Consider the following 16,539-nt stretch of genomic DNA (forward strand, 5'->3'; position numbering starts at 1 on the left):
CATCTCGACGACCGAAACCGCAAGATCGGCGGGGCGGGGCGGGGTGGGGTGGGGTGGGGTGGCGGGGCTCAGGGGAGGGTCTGGGTGACCTTTTCGGCGGCCTGGCGGCCGGTCACGCGAGCGGGGTCCAGGTTGGCGCAGAGGACCACTGTGGCGGCCCGGGTCAGCGGGGCCAGCAGCCAGTCGACCGGGTCGGGGTAGCGGGTGGCGTCCACGAAGATTCGCGCGCCGGGCTCGATGCCCAACTCGGTGGCGCGGGCCTCGGCGCGACCCAGCAGGTGCGCGTCGGTGGGGCCGGGGCCGGATTGCGGCGTGAAGTGGTCACCGTGCCCGCGTACCTCGACGACGTAGTCGACGAACCCGGGCGGCACCTGCCGGAGCGGGGCGGCGAGCGGGGCCAACCCGAGGGCGTACCGCTCGTCGGCGGACCAGGACTGCGCCTCGTCGAACCGGTCGGCGGCGGCGAACAGCACCCCCACGTCGCCCGGCGTGTCGATGACGCTCAGCTTGGCCGACCAGCAGCCCAGCAGCACCGCCGCGGTCTGCCAGTGTGGCGGCAGCAGCACGCCGGCCGGGGTGCCCGGCGCGAGGCCGACCTCGTCGACGAGGAGGTTGGCGGTCTTCGCCACCCAGTTCGCCAGGGTGACGCCGGAGAGTTCGGTGCGGTCGCCGGTGGCGTCGTCGTACCAGGTGAGCAGCGGTCGGGTCGGGTCGGTCGCGATCGCGTCGGCGAACACCCGGGCAATGTTGTCGGCCATCGGCGCGAACGATACGCCCCTGCGGGCCGTACTCGATGACGATGACAAGTCGGCGTACCGTCGGGTCGCAGTCAGCGTCGGCCCCGCGCCCCGGCGTAGGCTTTACCCCCGGAGTGTTGTTCCCCACAGGCCCGCCAGTTCAAGGAGTCGCCCCGTGACCGCCGGTCGCCCGCCCCGCGTGCTCATCGACGCCACGAGTGTCCCCACCGACCGTGGTGGTGTCGGTCGATACGTCGACGGTCTGCTCGGTGCCCTCGGCAAGGTGTGCGGGTCGGGGGTGGAGCTGGCGGTGGTCAGCCTCCGCACCGATCTGGAGCGCTACACCCGCATGCTGCCCGGCGCGGAGATCATCCCGGCCCCGGCCGCCGTGGCGCACCGCCCGGCCCGGCTCGCCTGGGAGCAGACCGGCCTGCCGCTGCTCGCCCAGCAGGTGGGCGCAGAGGTGCTGCACTCGCCCTTCTACACCTGCCCGCTGCGGGCCGGGTGTCCGGTCACGGTCACCGTGCACGATGCGACGTTCTTCACCGAGCCGGAGCATTACGACAAGTCGCGCCGCACGTTCTTCCGCAGCGCCATCAAGACCTCGCTGCGCCGCGCCAACCGGGTCATCGTGCCCAGCAAGGCCACCCGGGACGAGCTGATCCGGCTGCTCGACGCCGACCCGACGCGGATCGACGTGGCCTACCACGGCGTCGACCAGGCTGCCTTCCATGCTCCCACCGAGGAGGAGAAGGCCCGGGTACGCGCGCGTCTGGGGCTGGGCAACAGCAGCTACGTCGCCTTCCTCGGTGCCAAGGAGCCCCGCAAGAACGTGCCCAACCTGATCCGTGGGTGGGCGCGGGCGGTGGCTGACCGGGTCGACCCGCCGGCCCTGGTGATCGCCGGTGGGCAGGGGCACGACGAAGACATCGACCGGGCAGTGGCCGAGGTGCCGTCGCATCTGCGTCTGCTGCGCCCCGGCTATCTGCGCTACGCCGACCTGCCGGGTTTCCTCGGCGGTGCCCTTGTCGCCGCGTACCCGTCCTACGGCGAGGGGTTCGGGCTGCCGATCCTGGAGGCGATGGCGTGCGCCGCCCCGGTGCTGACCACGCCCCGGCTCTCGCTGCCCGAGGTGGGCGGCGACGCGGTCGCGTACACCTCGGAGGACCCGGAGCAGATCGGCACCGACCTGGCTGCCCTGCTCGACGACGAGCAGCGGCGGTTGTCGCTGGCAAAGGCGGGGTTCGACCGGGCCAAGGAATTCACCTGGGAGTCCAGCGCCGAGGTGCACATCGCGGCGTGGAGTCGCGCCCGCTCCTGATCCTCCGCGCCGCCGCAGGTGACCCGTGCCACTTTGGGCAGGTACGTCGGGCATGATGTGCGGATGCTCTATGCGGTCATTCCGGCAGGTGGCAGTGGCACGAGGTTGTGGCCGCTGTCCCGCGCCGGCCATCCCAAGTTCCTCCACCCGTTGTCCGGCACCAGCGCCTCGCTGCTCCAGGCGACCGTGGAACGGCTCGCGCCGCTGACCACACCGGATCGGACCCTTGTGGTCACCGGTGCCGCGCACGTCGCGGCGGTGGCACGGCAGCTGACCGTGCTGCCGGAGGAGAACATCCTGGTCGAGCCCTCCCCCCGGGATTCGTGCGCGGCGATCGCGTTGGCCGCCGCGGTGATCGCGACGCGCGACCCGAACGCGGTGATGGGCAGCTTCGCGGCCGACCACCTGATCCGCGACCCGGACAGCTGGGTCCGCACCGTCCAGGAGGCGGTCCGCGGGGCCGAGCAGGGCATGCTGATGACCGTCGGGATCACCCCGACCCGTGCCGAAACCGGCTACGGCTACCTGGAGACCGGCGATCCGACCGAGGGTGTGCCGTGGCGGCCGGTGGCCGAGTTCAAGGAGAAGCCGGCCGCCGAGGTCGCCGAGGCGTACGTCAGTTCGGGCCGGCACCTGTGGAACGCGAGCATGTTCGTCTGGCGGGTGGACGTCTTCCTCGCCGAGCTGGCCCGCCAGCAGCCGGCACTGCACGCCGGCGTCGCCTCGATCGCCGCCGCCTGGGGCACCCCGGAGCAGGACGACGTCCTGGGCGCGATCTGGCCGACCCTGCCGAAGATCTCCGTCGACTACGCGGTGATGGAGGGCGCGGCCACGGCGGGTCGGGTCGCGACGGTGCCGGGCGACTTCGGTTGGAACGACGTAGGTGACTTCCACACCCTCGGCGACGTGCTGCCGGCCGACGACGCGGGCAACGTGGTGCTCGGCACGGAGGCCAAGCCGGGCGTGCTGCTGCGGGACAGCAGCAACCTCGTGGTCGTGCCGCAGTCGGGTCGGTTGGTGGCCGTGCTCGGTCTGCGCGACCTGATCGTGGTGGACACCCCGGACGCGGTGCTGGTCTGCCCGCGCGACCGGGCACAGGACGTCAAGGCCCTGGTCGACGAGCTCAAGGAGCGAGGCGAAGAGGGCTACGTCTGAGGGCGGCGAGGGCCGGCGCGATCAGTTGGACGGTCCCGCCGGCCAGGGGCTCGGGCAGCTCATCCGGTGGGAACCAGCCCAGCTCCTCGGCCTCGTCGCTGACCTGCTCCACCGCCGAGGGCGGGGCGATCACCGCGAACCGGACGTCGTGGTGCGCCGAGCCGCCCTGACACTGCACCTGGTGCACGTCCACGTCGATCGGCACCGGGTCGATGCGCAGGCCGGCGATCCCGGACTCCTCGGTGGCCTCGCGGAGCGCGGCGGCGACCACTGTCTGGTCGGTCGGCTCGCAGTGCCCGCCGAGCTGCACCCAACGCCCGAACTTGACGTGCAGGCAGAGCAGCACCCGGGAGCCGGTGGAGTCCAGCACCAACGCGCTGGCGGTGACGTGCCCGGGCCGGTGCTGCCGGCTCATCGCGACCGGGCCGGCGGCGAGCAGCGCGAGGGTCCGGTCGCGCGCGCTGGCCGCGTCCGGGCTGGTGGGCTGCCAGCCCTCCAGCAACGCGGTGGCGTCGGCGTGCAGCGCCTTGTACGTCTCGGGGTCGGTGGTCTGGGCGGTCGGGCCGGTGATCACGGTGTCGGGCACCCCGTCACTGTACGAGCGTGTGCTCCGTACGCTGGCTCGATGACAGTGCGACTCGTCGAATTCGTGGTGGCCGGTAACGAGGCCAGCGATCTGTTGCCGGTGCGGTCGGCGGCGCTGCTGCGCGCGTACGGTGCCCGGCGGGGCTTCTGGACGGTGCTGGACGAGGGGCCGGTGGAGCGCTGCCTCGCGCTGCTGGTGGAGCGCGACGACGGGGAGTGGACGGCCCGGCACGTGCGGGCGGATGCCGGTGTGGAGAACGGGCGGACCGAGGACGGTGAGGCGCTCGCCCACCACGACGGCTGGGTGTACGTCTTCGGCTCCCACTTCGGCTCGAAGGCTGGCCCGCTGCGACCTCGGCGTGCCTTCGTGGCCCGGTTCCGCGAGGACGACGCGGCGGCCGGGCCGGTGCCGGTGCACGTGGTGCGCAACTCGTTTCGACTGCACCGGGCGGTGAACGACGCTCTCGCGGCGTCGCCGCTGACCCTCCTGCCGGCGGGGGAGCGGGTGCGGGAGCGGTTCATCGTGGAGACGCTGGCCCGGGGGACCGTCCGGGAGAAGAGCTGGGTGAGCCGGTTGGCCCCGGGCGACCTGCCGTTGAACGTGGAGGCGGCGGCGTTCACTCCGGCCGGGACGGTGCTGCTCGGGCTGCGTTTTCCGGTCACCGACGCCGGTGAGCCGATCCTGGTCGAGGTGGCCGGTGTGCCGGGCATGTTCACGGCCGAGCCGGCGTGGCCGCGGGCGTTGGGCGCGTACGTGTTGACAGGTGTCACTCCACCGGGGCAGCTGACCGGCTTCCGCGCGATCACTCCGACGGCGGACGGCGGGTACGCGGCAGTGATCGGGTCGATCGACGCGCTGGGCAAGGGGTCGGTCCTGCTCGACGACCATCCGGGTGGGGGTGAGGTGACCTCCCGGCACGTCCGCTTCCGGCTTACCGCCGGCGAGGCGGGCGACGGGCGCCGGCTCGTCGGGGAGCAGGTGGCGGACCTGGCCCCGTTTCACCACGTCGAGGGGGTGGCGGAGCTGGACGGGCGACCGTTCTACGTCACCGACGAGGACCATCGGGTCGCGCTCTGGGTCGGCTGAGCCGGCGCGGGCGCGGGGGCGGGATGACCGGACGGCACCTCCGCGGAGCAAGGGCCGCAGACCCTCGTGGTGCCGTCCGATCACCGGGGCCTCCCCGGTCCCGGTGCCCCCGGCAGCGCGGGCGTCACTGACGCGCGGCGCCGTGTTCGGGCATGGGAAGCATGCCGAACCGGCCCCGGAGGCGTCGAGGTTTTTCAGTCCAGGCTTAAAGATGGAGAATAGTGCCGGCCAGGTAGAGTCGAACGGTCAACCGGCACCCCCCTGCCGGCGACACGGGAGCGCTCCATGCTGAAGATCCACTTCTCTGGGGAGGACATCCTCCGGACCCGGGTGGCGCCGGCGGCGGACCCGGTCTGGGAGCTGGTCCTCAGCCTGCACGTGCTACGCGGCCGCACCCGCGATCCGCTGACCGCCAACTGGCGGCGCAGCGTGGCCCGGGATCTGCGCCAGGACTCCGCCTCCGATCAGCTCCGCCTGCTCTTCGCGTTGAACCCGCCGCGTGGCTACTTCCCCGACTTCCTCACCCCGTACGCCAGCGTCGGCGGCTTCGAGGCCGGTCTGGACGCGGTCCGCAGTACCCCCACCGAGTTGCTGCACCGGGACCTGAGCGTGCTGGCCGCCGAGAATCAACTGCCCTCCTCGGCGGCCGCGCTCGCTCGGGGTGAGGTGTCGGCGCTGCACCACCTGGCCGACTCGATGGAGCAGTACCGGTCGCTGGCGATCAGCCCGTACTGGAGTCGGATCCAGGCCGCGGTGGCGGCGGACCGCGCGCGTCGGGCCCGGGCGCTGCTCGACGGCGGTGTCGAGGGCCTGCTCACCAGCCTCCGGCCGGCGATGCGCTGGGAGAGCGGGGTGCTGGAGGTCCGCAGCTACCCGCACAGCCGGGAGCTGCACCTGGACGGCCGTGGGCTGCTGCTGGTGCCGTCGTTCTTCTGCGCGGCCACCCCGGTCGCACTGCTCGACCCGGCGCTGCCACCGGTGCTGGTCTACCCGGTGGACCGGCTGGGCGCGCTGGTGTCCGCCGACGCCGGCGCCGCGTCCGGTGCTGCCCGTGAATCACTCGCCGCGCTGGTGGGCCGCACCAGGGCGGCGGTGTTGCAGGCCAGCGACGAGGGCTGCACCACCGGCGAGGTCGCCCGCCGGCTCAACATCTCACCGGCGGCGGCGAGTCAGCACGCAACGGTGCTGCGCAACGCCGGCCTGCTGGTCAGTCACCGCGAACGCAACAGTGTGCTGCACACGTTGACCCCGCTGGGCCGGGCCATGCTGGACGCGTGACCCGGCCGTTCCGCGAAGGGTGAGCTCGGCGCTACAGGGCGAGCGCGGCGCTCGCCGGGCTGCCGGGAGGCGGCGGCAACAGGGTCGACCCGACGCCCTGGGCGGCCAGGGCGACGCGCAGCCGGTGCAGATCGGCGCCGAAGCGGACCAGACCCATCGGCTCGACGGGCGTCGGGGCCGAGCCGAGCAGCAGGTCGGCGCCGTCCGGCCACCCGGGCATCTCGGCGACCAGACCGGCGCGTACCTCGGCCTCGTCGACCAGTGTGAAGACCGTGCCGGGGGCGACCACCTCGGCGACCGCGTCGATCGCCCGTCGCACAGCGGTCAGGTCGGCCGGTGTCGGACCGGGACCGTCGGCCAGGGTGGCGGCGTCGGAGAGCCCCGCGGCGCGAGCCTCGGCGGTACCGAGCGAGAACAGGTCCTGCGCCGCGTCACGAATCAGCGCCCGCGCGCCACCGGCGTCGTCCGGACTGGTGGCGGGCAGGTAGCCCCGCACCACAGCGACGGGGACCTGATCGCACTTGCCCTTGATCAGCTCGCCGGCACCCGCCAACTCGTCCACCACGGCCATCTGGGTCAACTGCAACTCGTTGCCGTACGGGTCGACCTCGCCCCGGTGGTCGCGAATGGCCGGCATCCCAGCCACGCCGAGCGCCACGTCGGTGAGCCCGTTGCGCCAGGGCCGACCCATCGTGTCACTGACGATCACGGCCAGGTCCAGGTCGTAACGCTCCCGCAGCGCGTCCCGCAGGGCCCGCGCCGAGGCGTCCGGGTCGACCGGCAGCAGCACCAGTTGGGTCTTGTCCACGTTCGACGCGTCGATCCCCGCCGAGGCCATCACGAAGCCGTGGTGGGTCTGCACGATCCGGGTCGGCCCCCTGCTGGCGACCACCCGGGCGGTCTCACCGGCCAGGACCTCGTCCCGGGCGGCCAGCCGTTCCGGCCCGTCCGCCGGCACGTCGACGAGCCGCCCCTCCGCCTTGGAAACGATCTTGCTGGTCACCACCAGCACGTCGCCGTTGCGCAGCCACGGCGCGGCAGTCGCGATCACCGCGGCCAGGTCGTCACCCCCGGTCACGTGACCGATGCCGAGCACCGGCAATATCTCCAGCCTCACGTCAACTCCACCGCGGCGCGGACCATCGCCGCCGTCGCCACCTCGTCGGTCATCCGCAGCGGCACCGCGCGGACCGTCACCTCGGGCACCACAGTGCCCGCGTCCTCCTCGGCCACCAGCCAACCGTCGAGCAGGCCGCCGCTCGCCCGCCCGCCGTAGAGCCGCCCCACCCCCGCCGCGCTGCACTCCACACCGAGCACGGCCAGGCATCGGTCGGCCATTCCCCGCACCGGCGCGCCGCCGATGATCGGGGAGACACCCACCACCGGCGCCGGGCCGTCCGCCACCGCCGCACGCATCCCCGGTACGGCCAGCACCGGCGCGACGCTCACCACCGGGTTGCTCGGCGCGATGAGCACCAGATCGGCCGAGGCGATCGCGTCCAGCACCCCGGGCGCCGGCTTCGCCGTCTCCGCGCCGACGAACACGAAACGATGCGTGGGGATGTCGGCGCGATACCGCACCCACCACTCCTGGAAGTGGATCGCTCGCTGGCCCTGGTCGTCCTCCACCACGGCATGGGTCTCCAGGCGGTCGTCCGTCGCCGGCAACAGGCGTACGCCCGGCTCCCAGCGGCTGGCCAGCGCCTCGGTGACAGCGCTCAACGGATAACCGCCGTTGAGCATGGTGCTGCGGACCAGGTGGGTGGCGATGTCCTTGTCGCCGAGGCCGAACCAGGTCGGCTCCGCCCCGTACGCGGCCAACTCCTGTTTGACCGTCCAGCTCTCGCCGACCCGACCCCAGCCCCGTTCCGGGTCGGCGCCCCCGCCGAGCGTGTACATGACGCTGTCCAGGTCGGGGCAGATCTTCAACCCGTGTAACCACAGGTCGTCGCCGACGTTGACCACGGCGGTCACCTCCGCGCCGACGTCACGGGCGTACGCCCGGACCCCGAGCAGGAACCGGGCGCCGCCGATGCCGCCGGCCAGAACCACGATGCGCATGTCGACCATCCTCGCGCACGTGACGCCTGCGATCCCTGGGTGGCCCTAGAGACTAGGCTCACGTGCACCCTGTCCGTTGATGCCCCGAGGGGGAGCTCGTGACCAGCCCCGCCGAGCCCGCGTCCGCTGACGCGACGCAGGCCCGCCAGCTGACCAAGCCGCTACGGGAGCTCGCCGCGCTCGCGCTGCTTGGCGCCAACGCCGTGTTCCTCTTCGTGGGCCTGCTCCGGCTCATCGCCCCGAACGACTACAGCTCCTTCACCGACCGCGCGGGCAGCGCCTTCTACGCGTTCATCGGGGTGGAGGCGGTGGGCCTCCCACTGCTCGCGGTGCTGCTGGCCACGCACATCTCGCCGGTGTTGGCGAAGGCGAAGCTGATCACGCAGGCAGCCGTCGTCGAGTACGCGGTCAGCGCCCTGTTCGGCACGCTGACCATGCTGATCTGGACGGTGGGCCGGCTGGCCGAGGCCGAGGTGCTCGACGCGCTGCTCGGTGTGCTCACCCGGTTCGCCTGGATGGTGATCTTCGCGATCGCCGCCTGGGTGGTCTACACCATCTGGCGTGCCCACTACTACGTGCCGCGCCCCAAGCCGCAGCCGGGCGTCTACGGCCAGCCCCAGCCGGGCTGGCCGCAGCAGCAGGGTGGCTGGCCGGCCCCGGGTCAGCCCGGCGGCCAGCCGCAGGGCGGATGGCCCGCTCCCGGCCAGCCCGGCGGCTACCCGCAGGCCGGCCAGCCGGGCGGCTACCCGCAGGCCGGCCAGCCGGGCGGCTACCCGCAGGCCGGCCAGCCGGGTGGCTACCCGCAGGCCGGTCAGCCGGGTGGCTACCCGCAGGCCGGCCAGCCGGGTGGCTACCCGCAGGCCGGCCAGCCCGGCGGCTACCCGCAGGCTGGCCAGTACGGCCAGCAGTCGCCGCCGTTCCAGGCCCCGCAGTCGGCTCCGCCGTTCCCGCAGTCCGCGCCGCCGTTCCCGCAGTCCGCGCCGTCGCATCCGCAGTCGGCTCCGCCGTTCCCGCAGTCCGCGCCGCCGGCGAACCCCGCTCCCCAGTCGGTGCCGCCGTCCCCGGCCGCGCCGCCACCCGCCGCGCCGCCGTTCGGGCAGCCGCCGTCGGCCGACCCCACTCAGGCGATCCCGCGTCAGTCCGCCGACCCGACCGAGGCCATCTCCCACCCGGCCGACCCGGACACCGACCGCACCCAACACATCAAGCCCAACGACCACCCCGACCAGCCCCGCTGACCCGAAGACCGCGCCGATCTTGCACTTTCGGTAGTCGAAACGAGCGAGATGTCCCTAAGTCGGGGACACAAACTGCAAGATCGCGAGCCTCCGGCACCACAACTCCGTCGATCATGGAGTTGTGGTGCCGGATTCGCGCCTTACGAGACACTTTGTCACCCACCACAACTCCTTGATCGACGGGGCGAGGTGGGTGGTGCGCCCCCGCCCAGGGCGGGTTGACGGCGCGGCGCGGGGCTGCGATGGAGCCGGGCAGGGCGCGTCGCGGCACGGGGCATGGCACGGGCGCGGCGTGGGGCACGGCACGGGCGTGGGCGGGGCGCGGCACGGGCGTGGCCGGCAAACGGGGCATGGCACGGGCGCGGCGTGGGGCACGGCACGGGCGTGGGCATGGCACGGGCGTGGCATGGGGCGGGGCGCGGCGCGGGCGGAACGTGGGACACGGCACGGGCGTGGGCGTGGGCGGGGCGCGGCACGGGCGCGGCACGGGCGTGGGCGCGGCACGGCACGGGCACGGGACGCTGCACGGCACGGGCACGGCACGGGCGTGGGCGCGGCACGGGCGAGGCGGCGAGGCGTACGGCACGGCACGGGCGGGGGCGTGGTGGGGGCGGGCGTGGTGGGGACTGGTTGGGTGGCGTCGGGCTGCGCATAGGGTGAGTGGATGGTTGATCGCACCCACTCCGGCCCGAGCGATGCGAGCGTGCGGCGGGCCCTGGGCCGGGCCGCGAACGGGCGGGCGCTTGATGTCGACGAGGCGACCGCGCTGCTGTCCGCCCGCGGTGCCGCGCTCAACGAGTTGCTCCGGCTTGCCGGCGGGATCCGCGACGCCGGGCTGCGGGACGCTGGGCGGCCGGGTGTGGTCACGTACTCCAAGAAGGTCTTCATTCCGCTGACCCGGCTCTGCCGGGACCGCTGCCACTACTGCACCTTCGCGACGGTGCCGCACCGGCTGCCGGCGCCGTTCCTGGACCGCGACGAGGTCCTCGCGATCGCCCGGGCCGGCGCCGCGCAGGGTTGCAAGGAGGCGCTGTTCACCCTGGGTGACCGGCCGGAGGAACGCTGGCCGGCGGCCCGTACCTGGTTGGACGAACGCGGTTACGACTCGACAGTGGACTACCTGCGCGCCTGCGCGGTGGCGGTGCTGGAGGAGACCGGCCTGCTGCCGCACCTCAACCCCGGGGTGCTGTCCTGGTCGGAGCTGCAACGGCTCAAGCCGGTCGCGCCGAGCATGGGCATGATGCTGGAGACGACAGCTACCCGGCTCTGGTCCGAGCCGGGTGGTCCGCACTTCGGCTCACCGGACAAGGAGCCGGCGGTCCGGTTGCGGGTGCTCGAGGACGCCGGCCGGGTCGGGGTGCCGTTCACCACCGGCATCCTGATCGGCATCGGCGAGACCCCGGCCGAGCGGGTGGACGCGCTCTTCGCAATCCGTCGCGCCCACCGGGAGTACGGCCACCTCCAGGAGGTGATCGTGCAGAACTTCCGCGCCAAGCCGGACACGGCGATGCGCGGCATGCCCGACGCGGAGTTGCACGACCTGGCCGCCACGGTGGCGGTGGCCCGGCTGTTGCTCGGCCCGAAGGCCCGGATCCAGGCCCCGCCTAATCTCATCGCCGGCGAGTACGACCTGCTGCTGCGCGCCGGCATCGACGACTGGGGTGGCGTCTCCCCGCTCACCCCCGACCACGTCAACCCGGAGCGCCCCTGGCCGCAGATCGAGGAGTTGGCCCGGCACACCGAGCTGGCCGGGTTCACGTTGCGGGAGCGGTTGACAATCTACCCCGAGTACGTGCGCGCGGGCGACCCGTGGCTCGACCCACGGTTGCTGCCGCACGTCGGTGCCCTGGCCGATCCGTCGACCGGCATGGCGGTCGAGTCGGCGATGCCGCAGGGGCGACCGTGGCAGGAGCCGGAGGAGGTGTTCGGCGGGCGGGTCGACCTGCACGCCACCATCGACACCACCGGCCGCACCGACGACCGGCGCGGTGACTTCGACAGCGTCTACGGCGACTGGTCCGAGGTCGCTGGGAAGGTCACCCCGGAGGCGGCCGCGCGCCGGGCGGGCGTACCCCCGGTGTCGGCCGGTATTGGCGCGGACCGTGACCTGGCGGCCGGGCTCAAGCTCGCCGCCGACGACCCGGCGACGCTGCTCGACCCCCGACACACCGATGCCGCGTTGGCGCTGTTCGGCGCGGACGGGCCGGCGCTCGACGAGCTGTGCCGCCTCGCCGACGACGTGCGCCGCGCGGCGGTCGGCGACGACGTCACCTACGTGGTCAACCGCAACATCAACTTCAGTAACGTCTGCTACGTGGGCTGCCGTTTCTGTGCGTTCGCGCAGCGTGAGCGGGACGCCGACGCGTACCGGCTCTCCGTCGAGCAGGTCGCTGACCGGGCCGAGCAGGCGTGGGCGGCCGGTGCCAGCGAGGTGTGCCTCCAGGGCGGCATCGACCCGAAGATGCCGGTCACCGGGTACGCCGACATCGTGCGCGCGATCAAGGCCCGGGTGCCCGAGATGCACGTGCACGCGTTCTCGCCCATGGAGATCGTCACCGCCGCCGCGAAGGCCGGGGTGCCGATCCGTGAGTGGCTGCTCCAGCTGCGTGAGGCCGGGCTGGACACCATCCCGGGCACCGCCGCCGAGATCCTCGACGACGACGTGCGCTGGGTGCTGACAAAGGGCAAACTCCCGGCCGCCGCCTGGGTCGAGGTGGTCAGCACGGCCCACGAGCTGGGCATTCGGTCCAGCTCCACGATGATGTACGGCCACGTCGACCACCCCGGGCAGTGGCTGGCGCATTTCCGGGTGCTGGCCGGTGTGCAGGACCGCACCGGCGGCTTCACCGAGTTCGTGGCGCTGCCGTTCGTGCACACCAATGCTCCGATCTATCTGGCGGGTATCGCCAGGCCCGGGCCGACCTGGCGGGAGAACCGGGCGGTGCACGCCATGTCCCGCTTGCTGCTGCACGGCCGGATCGACAACATCCAGTGCTCCTGGGTGAAGCTCGGTGACGAGGGCTCCGTCGCGATGCTGCAGGGCGGCTGCAACGACCTCGGCGGCACGCTGATGGAGGAGACGATCTCCCGGATGGCCGGCTCCGACAACGGGTCGGCGCGTACCGAGGAGCAGTTGCGGGCCATCGCGAAGGCCGCCGGTCGTCCGGCGCGCAAGCGGTCGACTGCGTACGGTCACGCCCGACCCTGACGTCGAACCTTTCCCCGCCACCGGCCGTACCACGCGGTGCCGGCGGCGGTCGCGGCGAGGACCGCCGCCGGTGTCCCCTCAGGGGCCCGGCGGCGTCGCGATCTGGGCGGCGACACCGGTGCCCTGATCGTCTACAGGGGGCGGGATCTGCACGGTCGGGAGATCGAGATCAGTCGCGACGACGAACGGCGGCTCCACTCGGCGGTGCGTGAGCGTCGGGTGCGGGACGGCTCGTCCACAGTGCGGTCTATCCCGATCTGCCGAGCGGAACTTATACCGTCTGGTGGGACGATCGTACGCCCGCCGGCACGACCTCTGTCCACGGTGGAGAGATAGCCGAGTTTGCCTGGCCCAGCAGCAGTTTTGGGGCCGCCGGCTGACCTCGACGCATCGGTTCCACCACAGCGCCCCGTCCACAATGTGGACGGGGCGCGAGTGCTGTCCGCAGCTCGACGGGCAGTCTGCGCCGCACCGCGTTAACCTGTCCCCCACCAAGATCAGCTTAGGGGTGGAGGTCTCTGGTGCCGTCCGGTCGACGACTCGTCGGAGAAGCGCCACGGCAGAAAAGTCGGGCAACTCGCCGGAGAGGGCGTTACTCGGCCGGGGTCTGAATCGATAGGGCAGGTTGCGAGGCTGGACGGCCCGAGTGGCCGACCGGGGGTGTCGGGAGGGCGACTCCATTATCAAGTTTGGCTTGACGGCGCACGCATTACACGCGTGTAATTTGAATGGGGTTGTTCGCACGGAACGCAACAAAACGGGACCGGACGGACAAGCACGCCTTTCGCGTGGGGGGTTGCAGCGGCGATGACGCCGGTGCGCGACAAGGAGGCATTTGATGGACGGCCAGCTTGAGGTGGCCGACCTGCTCGGAAACGCGCCGGAGTGGCAGGAGCGGGCGTTGTGCTCGCAGACCGACCCCGAGGCGTTCTTTCCCGAGAAGGGCGGCTCGACCCGCGAGGCGAAGCGAATCTGCTCGCGTTGCGAGGTCAAGACCGAGTGCCTCGAATACGCACTGGGTCACGACGAGCGGTTCGGCATCTGGGGTGGGCTCTCCGAGCGGGAGCGGCGCAAGTTGAAGCGGCGGGCCGCCTGAGCGGTGCAGGTCTGGGCGACAGACCTGGGCGGGGGGCCGCCGGAGCGGTGTGAGGTCGAGGCGGTGGGGGCCGCCCGACTCTCCGCCCGGGGTTGGCTCAGGCGAGCTCGTCCGGGTCCACCCCGAGAAGGTTCGCCACCTGTTCGATGATCACGTCGTGGACGAGGTCGGCGAGGTCCTCACGGTCCATCGCCCGGAACTCCAGGGGCCGCCGGTACAGCACGATCCGCGGCGGCACCTCCTGCCGGCCCGGGCGACCGGGCAGCAGCCGGGCCAACGGGACCTCGCCGTCCTCCAGCACGTCCGAGTCGTAGACGTTCAGATCCGGCGGGACGTCCTCGACCGCGAACTCGACCCCGGCCAGCTCCTTGGCGAACCGACGCTCCAGCGTCTCGACGGTGTCCAGGACCAGGTCGTCGAAGACCTCGGCCTTGGTCCGCGCCAGCGGCACGGTGGCCGGCACCAGCCGTCCGCGCAGGCCGCGACCGTGCCGGTCACGATGCGCACGCCGGCCGGAGCCGGGGCGGCGGTGTTCCGGGGTCGTCATGAGGCAAAGGGTAGCGCCCGCCTCGGGCTGGTCAGCGGCAGCGCCGCTCCCGTGGCGCGGCGCGCCCAGGACGGTCGACTGTGATCACCATGACGGGCGTGTCGCAACGCGAAGCGATGCGCCGGACCCGGTAATGGAGATACCCTGCCGCACGTGAGGTCACCACGGCGCTGCTCCCGTAACGGCTGCCCCCGGCAAGCGGTCGCCACATTGACCTATGTCTACAACGAGTCGACAGCGGTGGTGGGGCCGCTGGCGGCGTTCGCCGAGCCGCACACGTACGACCTGTGCGAGCCGCACGCCCGCAGCCTCACCGCGCCGCGGGGCTGGGACGTCGTCCGCCACGAGGGCGAGTTCGAGCCGCCGCCGCCCACCACTGACGACCTGGTCGCGTTGGCCGAAGCGGTCCGCGAAGCCGCCCGCCCGGCCCCCCGCCCGCCGGAGCCGGACCAGCACCGCCCCGAGAACCCGCACCAGACCGGCCGCCGAGGCCACCTCCGAGTAATCCCCCCCAACCACTAACCCTGCCCCCCGGGCCCCCGCCCTTTCCGGCGTTGATCATGAAGTTGTTGCCCTCCGCCTCGTCGTGTCATGGCAACAACTTCATGATCAACAGGGGGTGGGTGGGGTTAGAGCTTGGTCCAGGCCTCGGTTAACACTGTGCGGAGGGTCTGCTCGATCTCGTCGAAGTGCTGCTGCTCGGCGATCAGAGGTGGGGCCAGCTGGATGACGGGGTCGCCCCGGTCGTCGGCCCGGCAGTAGAGGCCCGCCTGGAACAGGGCGGTGGAGAGGAAGCCGCGCAGCAGGCGCTCCGACTCGGCCTCGGTGAAGGTCTCCCGGGTGGTCTTGTCCTTGACCAACTCGATGCCGTAGAAGTAGCCGTCGCCACGGATGTCGCCGACGATCGGCAGGTCGTACAGCTTCTCCAGGGTGGCCCGGAAGGCGTCCTCGTTGGCGCGTACGTGCCCGACCAGGTCCTCGCGGGCGAAGACCTCCAGGTTGGCCAGGGCCACCGCGCAGGAGACCGGGTGCCCACCGAAGGTCACCCCGTGGGCGAACATGCCGGTCTCGGTGAGGAACGGTTCCATCAGCCGGTCGCTGGCGATCATCGCGCCGAGCGGGGCGTAGCCGGAGGTGATGGCCTTGGCGGTGGTGATGATGTCCGGCTGGTAGCCGTAGCGCACCGCGCCGAAGTACTCGCCCAGCCTCCCCCAGGAGCAGATCACCTCGTCCGAGACGAGCAGCACGTCGTACGCGTCGCAGATCTCCCGTACCCGCTCGAAGTAGCCGGGCGGCGGTGGGAAGCACCCGCCGGAGTTCTGTACGGGCTCGAGGAAGACCGCGGCGACCGTGTCCGGGCCCTCCCGTTCGATGGCCCGACCGATCTCGTCGGCGGCCCAGCGGCCGAACGCCTCGGGGTCGTCGCCGTGCTCGGGCGCCCGGTAGAAGTTCGTGTTCGGCACCTTGATCGCGCCCGGCACCAGTGGCTCGAAGTCGCTCTTGATGCCGGGCAGGCCGGTGATCGACAGAGCGCCCATGGAGGTGCCGTGGTAGGCGATGTACCGGCTGATCACCTTGTACTTGTTGGGCTTCCCGGTGCGCTTGAAGTAGGCGCGGGCCAGCTTCCACGCCGCCTCGACGGCCTCGGAGCCGCCGGTGGTGAAGAAGATCCGGTTGAGGTCGCCGGGGGTGAGCGCGGCGATCCTCTCGGCCAGCTCGATGGCCTTCGGGTGCGCGTACGACCAGAGCGGGAAGTAGGCCAGCTCGCCGGCCTGCTTGGCGGCGGCCTCGGCCAGCTCGGTGCGGCCGTGGCCGGCGTTGACCACGAAGAGCCCGGCGAGCCCGTCCAGGTAGCGGCGACCCTGCGCGTCCCACACGTACGCTCCCTCGCCGCGCACGATGGTCGGCACCTCGCCGGCGGAGTAGCTCGCCATCCGGGTGAAGTGCATCCAGAGGTGGTCGGTGGCGTTGGCCATGTCAGCCCCATCGGTCGTCGGGCCGGTCAAAGGGATGAGGCCGGCCGCTCTGCCAACGGTTATCGCACAGTCTCGACCTCCGAAGCAAGTGTTATCGGCGGTATCACGGCCAGTTGGCGACGGATTTAGCGCACAGGTGTCAAGGATGCAACGGAATCCGCACAGCTGCCTGGGCGGTCGGCGGTCGGCGGGAGGCGGAGGTGTGCTGGTGTCGGCCTTTGGAGCTGAATCGTCTGCGACATCACGGCCG

The 16,539-nt window shown here is 72.2% G+C and carries 14 protein-coding genes; 8 read left to right on the forward strand and 6 right to left on the reverse strand.

The window, feature by feature from the left end:
• Positions 1 to 68: 68 nt before the first annotated feature.
• Positions 69 to 758 carry a TIGR03089 family protein gene (locus tag ABZS40_RS02960; protein WP_354941280.1) on the reverse strand — a complete coding sequence of 230 codons (690 nt, stop codon included), beginning with the start codon at positions 756 to 758 and terminating at the stop codon, positions 69 to 71.
• Positions 759 to 912: 154 nt separating this feature from the next.
• On the opposite strand from ABZS40_RS02960, the gene ABZS40_RS02965 reads away from it, so the two are divergent.
• Both ABZS40_RS02965 and ABZS40_RS02970 read left to right on the forward strand, forming a co-directional pair.
• Positions 913 to 2,058: a glycosyltransferase family 1 protein gene (locus tag ABZS40_RS02965; RefSeq protein ID WP_354941282.1), complete on the forward strand. Its 1,146-nt coding sequence runs from the start codon at positions 913 to 915 to the stop codon at positions 2,056 to 2,058.
• Between the two features lie 63 nt (positions 2,059 to 2,121).
• A complete protein-coding gene (locus ABZS40_RS02970; protein ID WP_354941284.1) occupies positions 2,122 to 3,213 on the forward strand; it encodes a sugar phosphate nucleotidyltransferase in 1,092 nt (363 codons plus the stop codon).
• Here the strand turns inward: ABZS40_RS02970 and ABZS40_RS02975 are convergent.
• Positions 3,182 to 3,799, reverse strand: a complete 618-nt coding sequence (locus tag ABZS40_RS02975; RefSeq protein WP_354941286.1) for an NUDIX domain-containing protein — start codon at positions 3,797 to 3,799, stop codon at positions 3,182 to 3,184. The genes ABZS40_RS02970 and ABZS40_RS02975 overlap by 32 nt on opposite strands.
• A gap of 39 nt (positions 3,800 to 3,838) precedes the next feature.
• Here ABZS40_RS02975 and ABZS40_RS02980 point away from each other — a divergent pair, with 39 nt between their 5' ends.
• Positions 3,839 to 4,885 carry a hypothetical protein gene (locus ABZS40_RS02980; protein WP_354941287.1) on the forward strand — a complete coding sequence of 349 codons (1,047 nt, stop codon included), beginning with the start codon at positions 3,839 to 3,841 and terminating at the stop codon, positions 4,883 to 4,885.
• A 285-nt stretch (positions 4,886 to 5,170) separates the two neighbouring features.
• Complete coding sequence (locus ABZS40_RS02985) at positions 5,171 to 6,163, forward strand: winged helix-turn-helix domain-containing protein (RefSeq protein ID WP_354941289.1); 993 nt, start codon at positions 5,171 to 5,173, stop codon at positions 6,161 to 6,163.
• Positions 6,164 to 6,194: 31 nt separating this feature from the next.
• Here the strand turns inward: ABZS40_RS02985 and ABZS40_RS02990 are convergent, their stop codons facing one another.
• On the reverse strand, positions 6,195 to 7,280 hold the full coding sequence (locus ABZS40_RS02990; protein ID WP_354941291.1) for a coenzyme F420-0:L-glutamate ligase: 1,086 nt from the start codon (positions 7,278 to 7,280) through the stop codon (positions 6,195 to 6,197).
• Positions 7,277 to 8,224, reverse strand: coding sequence for a 2-phospho-L-lactate transferase (gene cofD / locus ABZS40_RS02995; RefSeq protein ID WP_354941293.1), 948 nt, complete (start codon positions 8,222 to 8,224; stop codon positions 7,277 to 7,279). The genes ABZS40_RS02990 and cofD overlap by 4 nt, the downstream gene beginning before the upstream one ends.
• Before the next feature lie 98 nt (positions 8,225 to 8,322).
• Here cofD and ABZS40_RS03000 point away from each other — a divergent pair, with 98 nt between their 5' ends.
• From ABZS40_RS03000 to ABZS40_RS03010, 3 genes are all read left to right on the forward strand, one after another.
• A complete protein-coding gene (locus tag ABZS40_RS03000) occupies positions 8,323 to 9,462 on the forward strand; it encodes a hypothetical protein (protein ID WP_354941295.1) in 1,140 nt (379 codons plus the stop codon).
• Positions 9,463 to 10,126: 664 nt separating this feature from the next.
• Positions 10,127 to 12,670 carry a bifunctional FO biosynthesis protein CofGH gene (locus ABZS40_RS03005; protein WP_354941297.1) on the forward strand — a complete coding sequence of 848 codons (2,544 nt, stop codon included), beginning with the start codon at positions 10,127 to 10,129 and terminating at the stop codon, positions 12,668 to 12,670.
• Between the two features lie 838 nt (positions 12,671 to 13,508).
• The gene (locus ABZS40_RS03010; RefSeq protein WP_007455784.1) at positions 13,509 to 13,766 is read left to right on the forward strand and encodes a WhiB family transcriptional regulator; all 258 of its coding nucleotides are present in this window, start codon (positions 13,509 to 13,511) and stop codon (positions 13,764 to 13,766) included.
• Positions 13,767 to 13,863: 97 nt separating this feature from the next.
• On the opposite strand, the gene ABZS40_RS03015 is transcribed toward ABZS40_RS03010, so the two are convergent.
• The gene (locus ABZS40_RS03015) at positions 13,864 to 14,313 is read right to left on the reverse strand and encodes a metallopeptidase family protein (protein ID WP_354941299.1); all 450 of its coding nucleotides are present in this window, start codon (positions 14,311 to 14,313) and stop codon (positions 13,864 to 13,866) included.
• Between the two features lie 153 nt (positions 14,314 to 14,466).
• On the opposite strand from ABZS40_RS03015, the gene ABZS40_RS03020 reads away from it, so the two are divergent.
• Entirely contained in the window at positions 14,467 to 14,835 is a 369-nt protein-coding gene (locus ABZS40_RS03020; RefSeq protein ID WP_354941301.1) for a DUF3499 domain-containing protein, read from the forward strand.
• Between the two features lie 107 nt (positions 14,836 to 14,942).
• Here the strand turns inward: ABZS40_RS03020 and ABZS40_RS03025 are convergent, their stop codons facing one another.
• Positions 14,943 to 16,289: an aspartate aminotransferase family protein gene (locus ABZS40_RS03025; protein ID WP_354941303.1), complete on the reverse strand. Its 1,347-nt coding sequence runs from the start codon at positions 16,287 to 16,289 to the stop codon at positions 14,943 to 14,945.
• Between the last annotated feature and the right edge of the window lie 250 nt (positions 16,290 to 16,539).

Source organism: Micromonospora sp. NPDC005324 (genome assembly GCF_040607155.1).
Taxonomy (GTDB): domain Bacteria; phylum Actinomycetota; class Actinomycetes; order Mycobacteriales; family Micromonosporaceae; genus Micromonospora; species Micromonospora trifolii.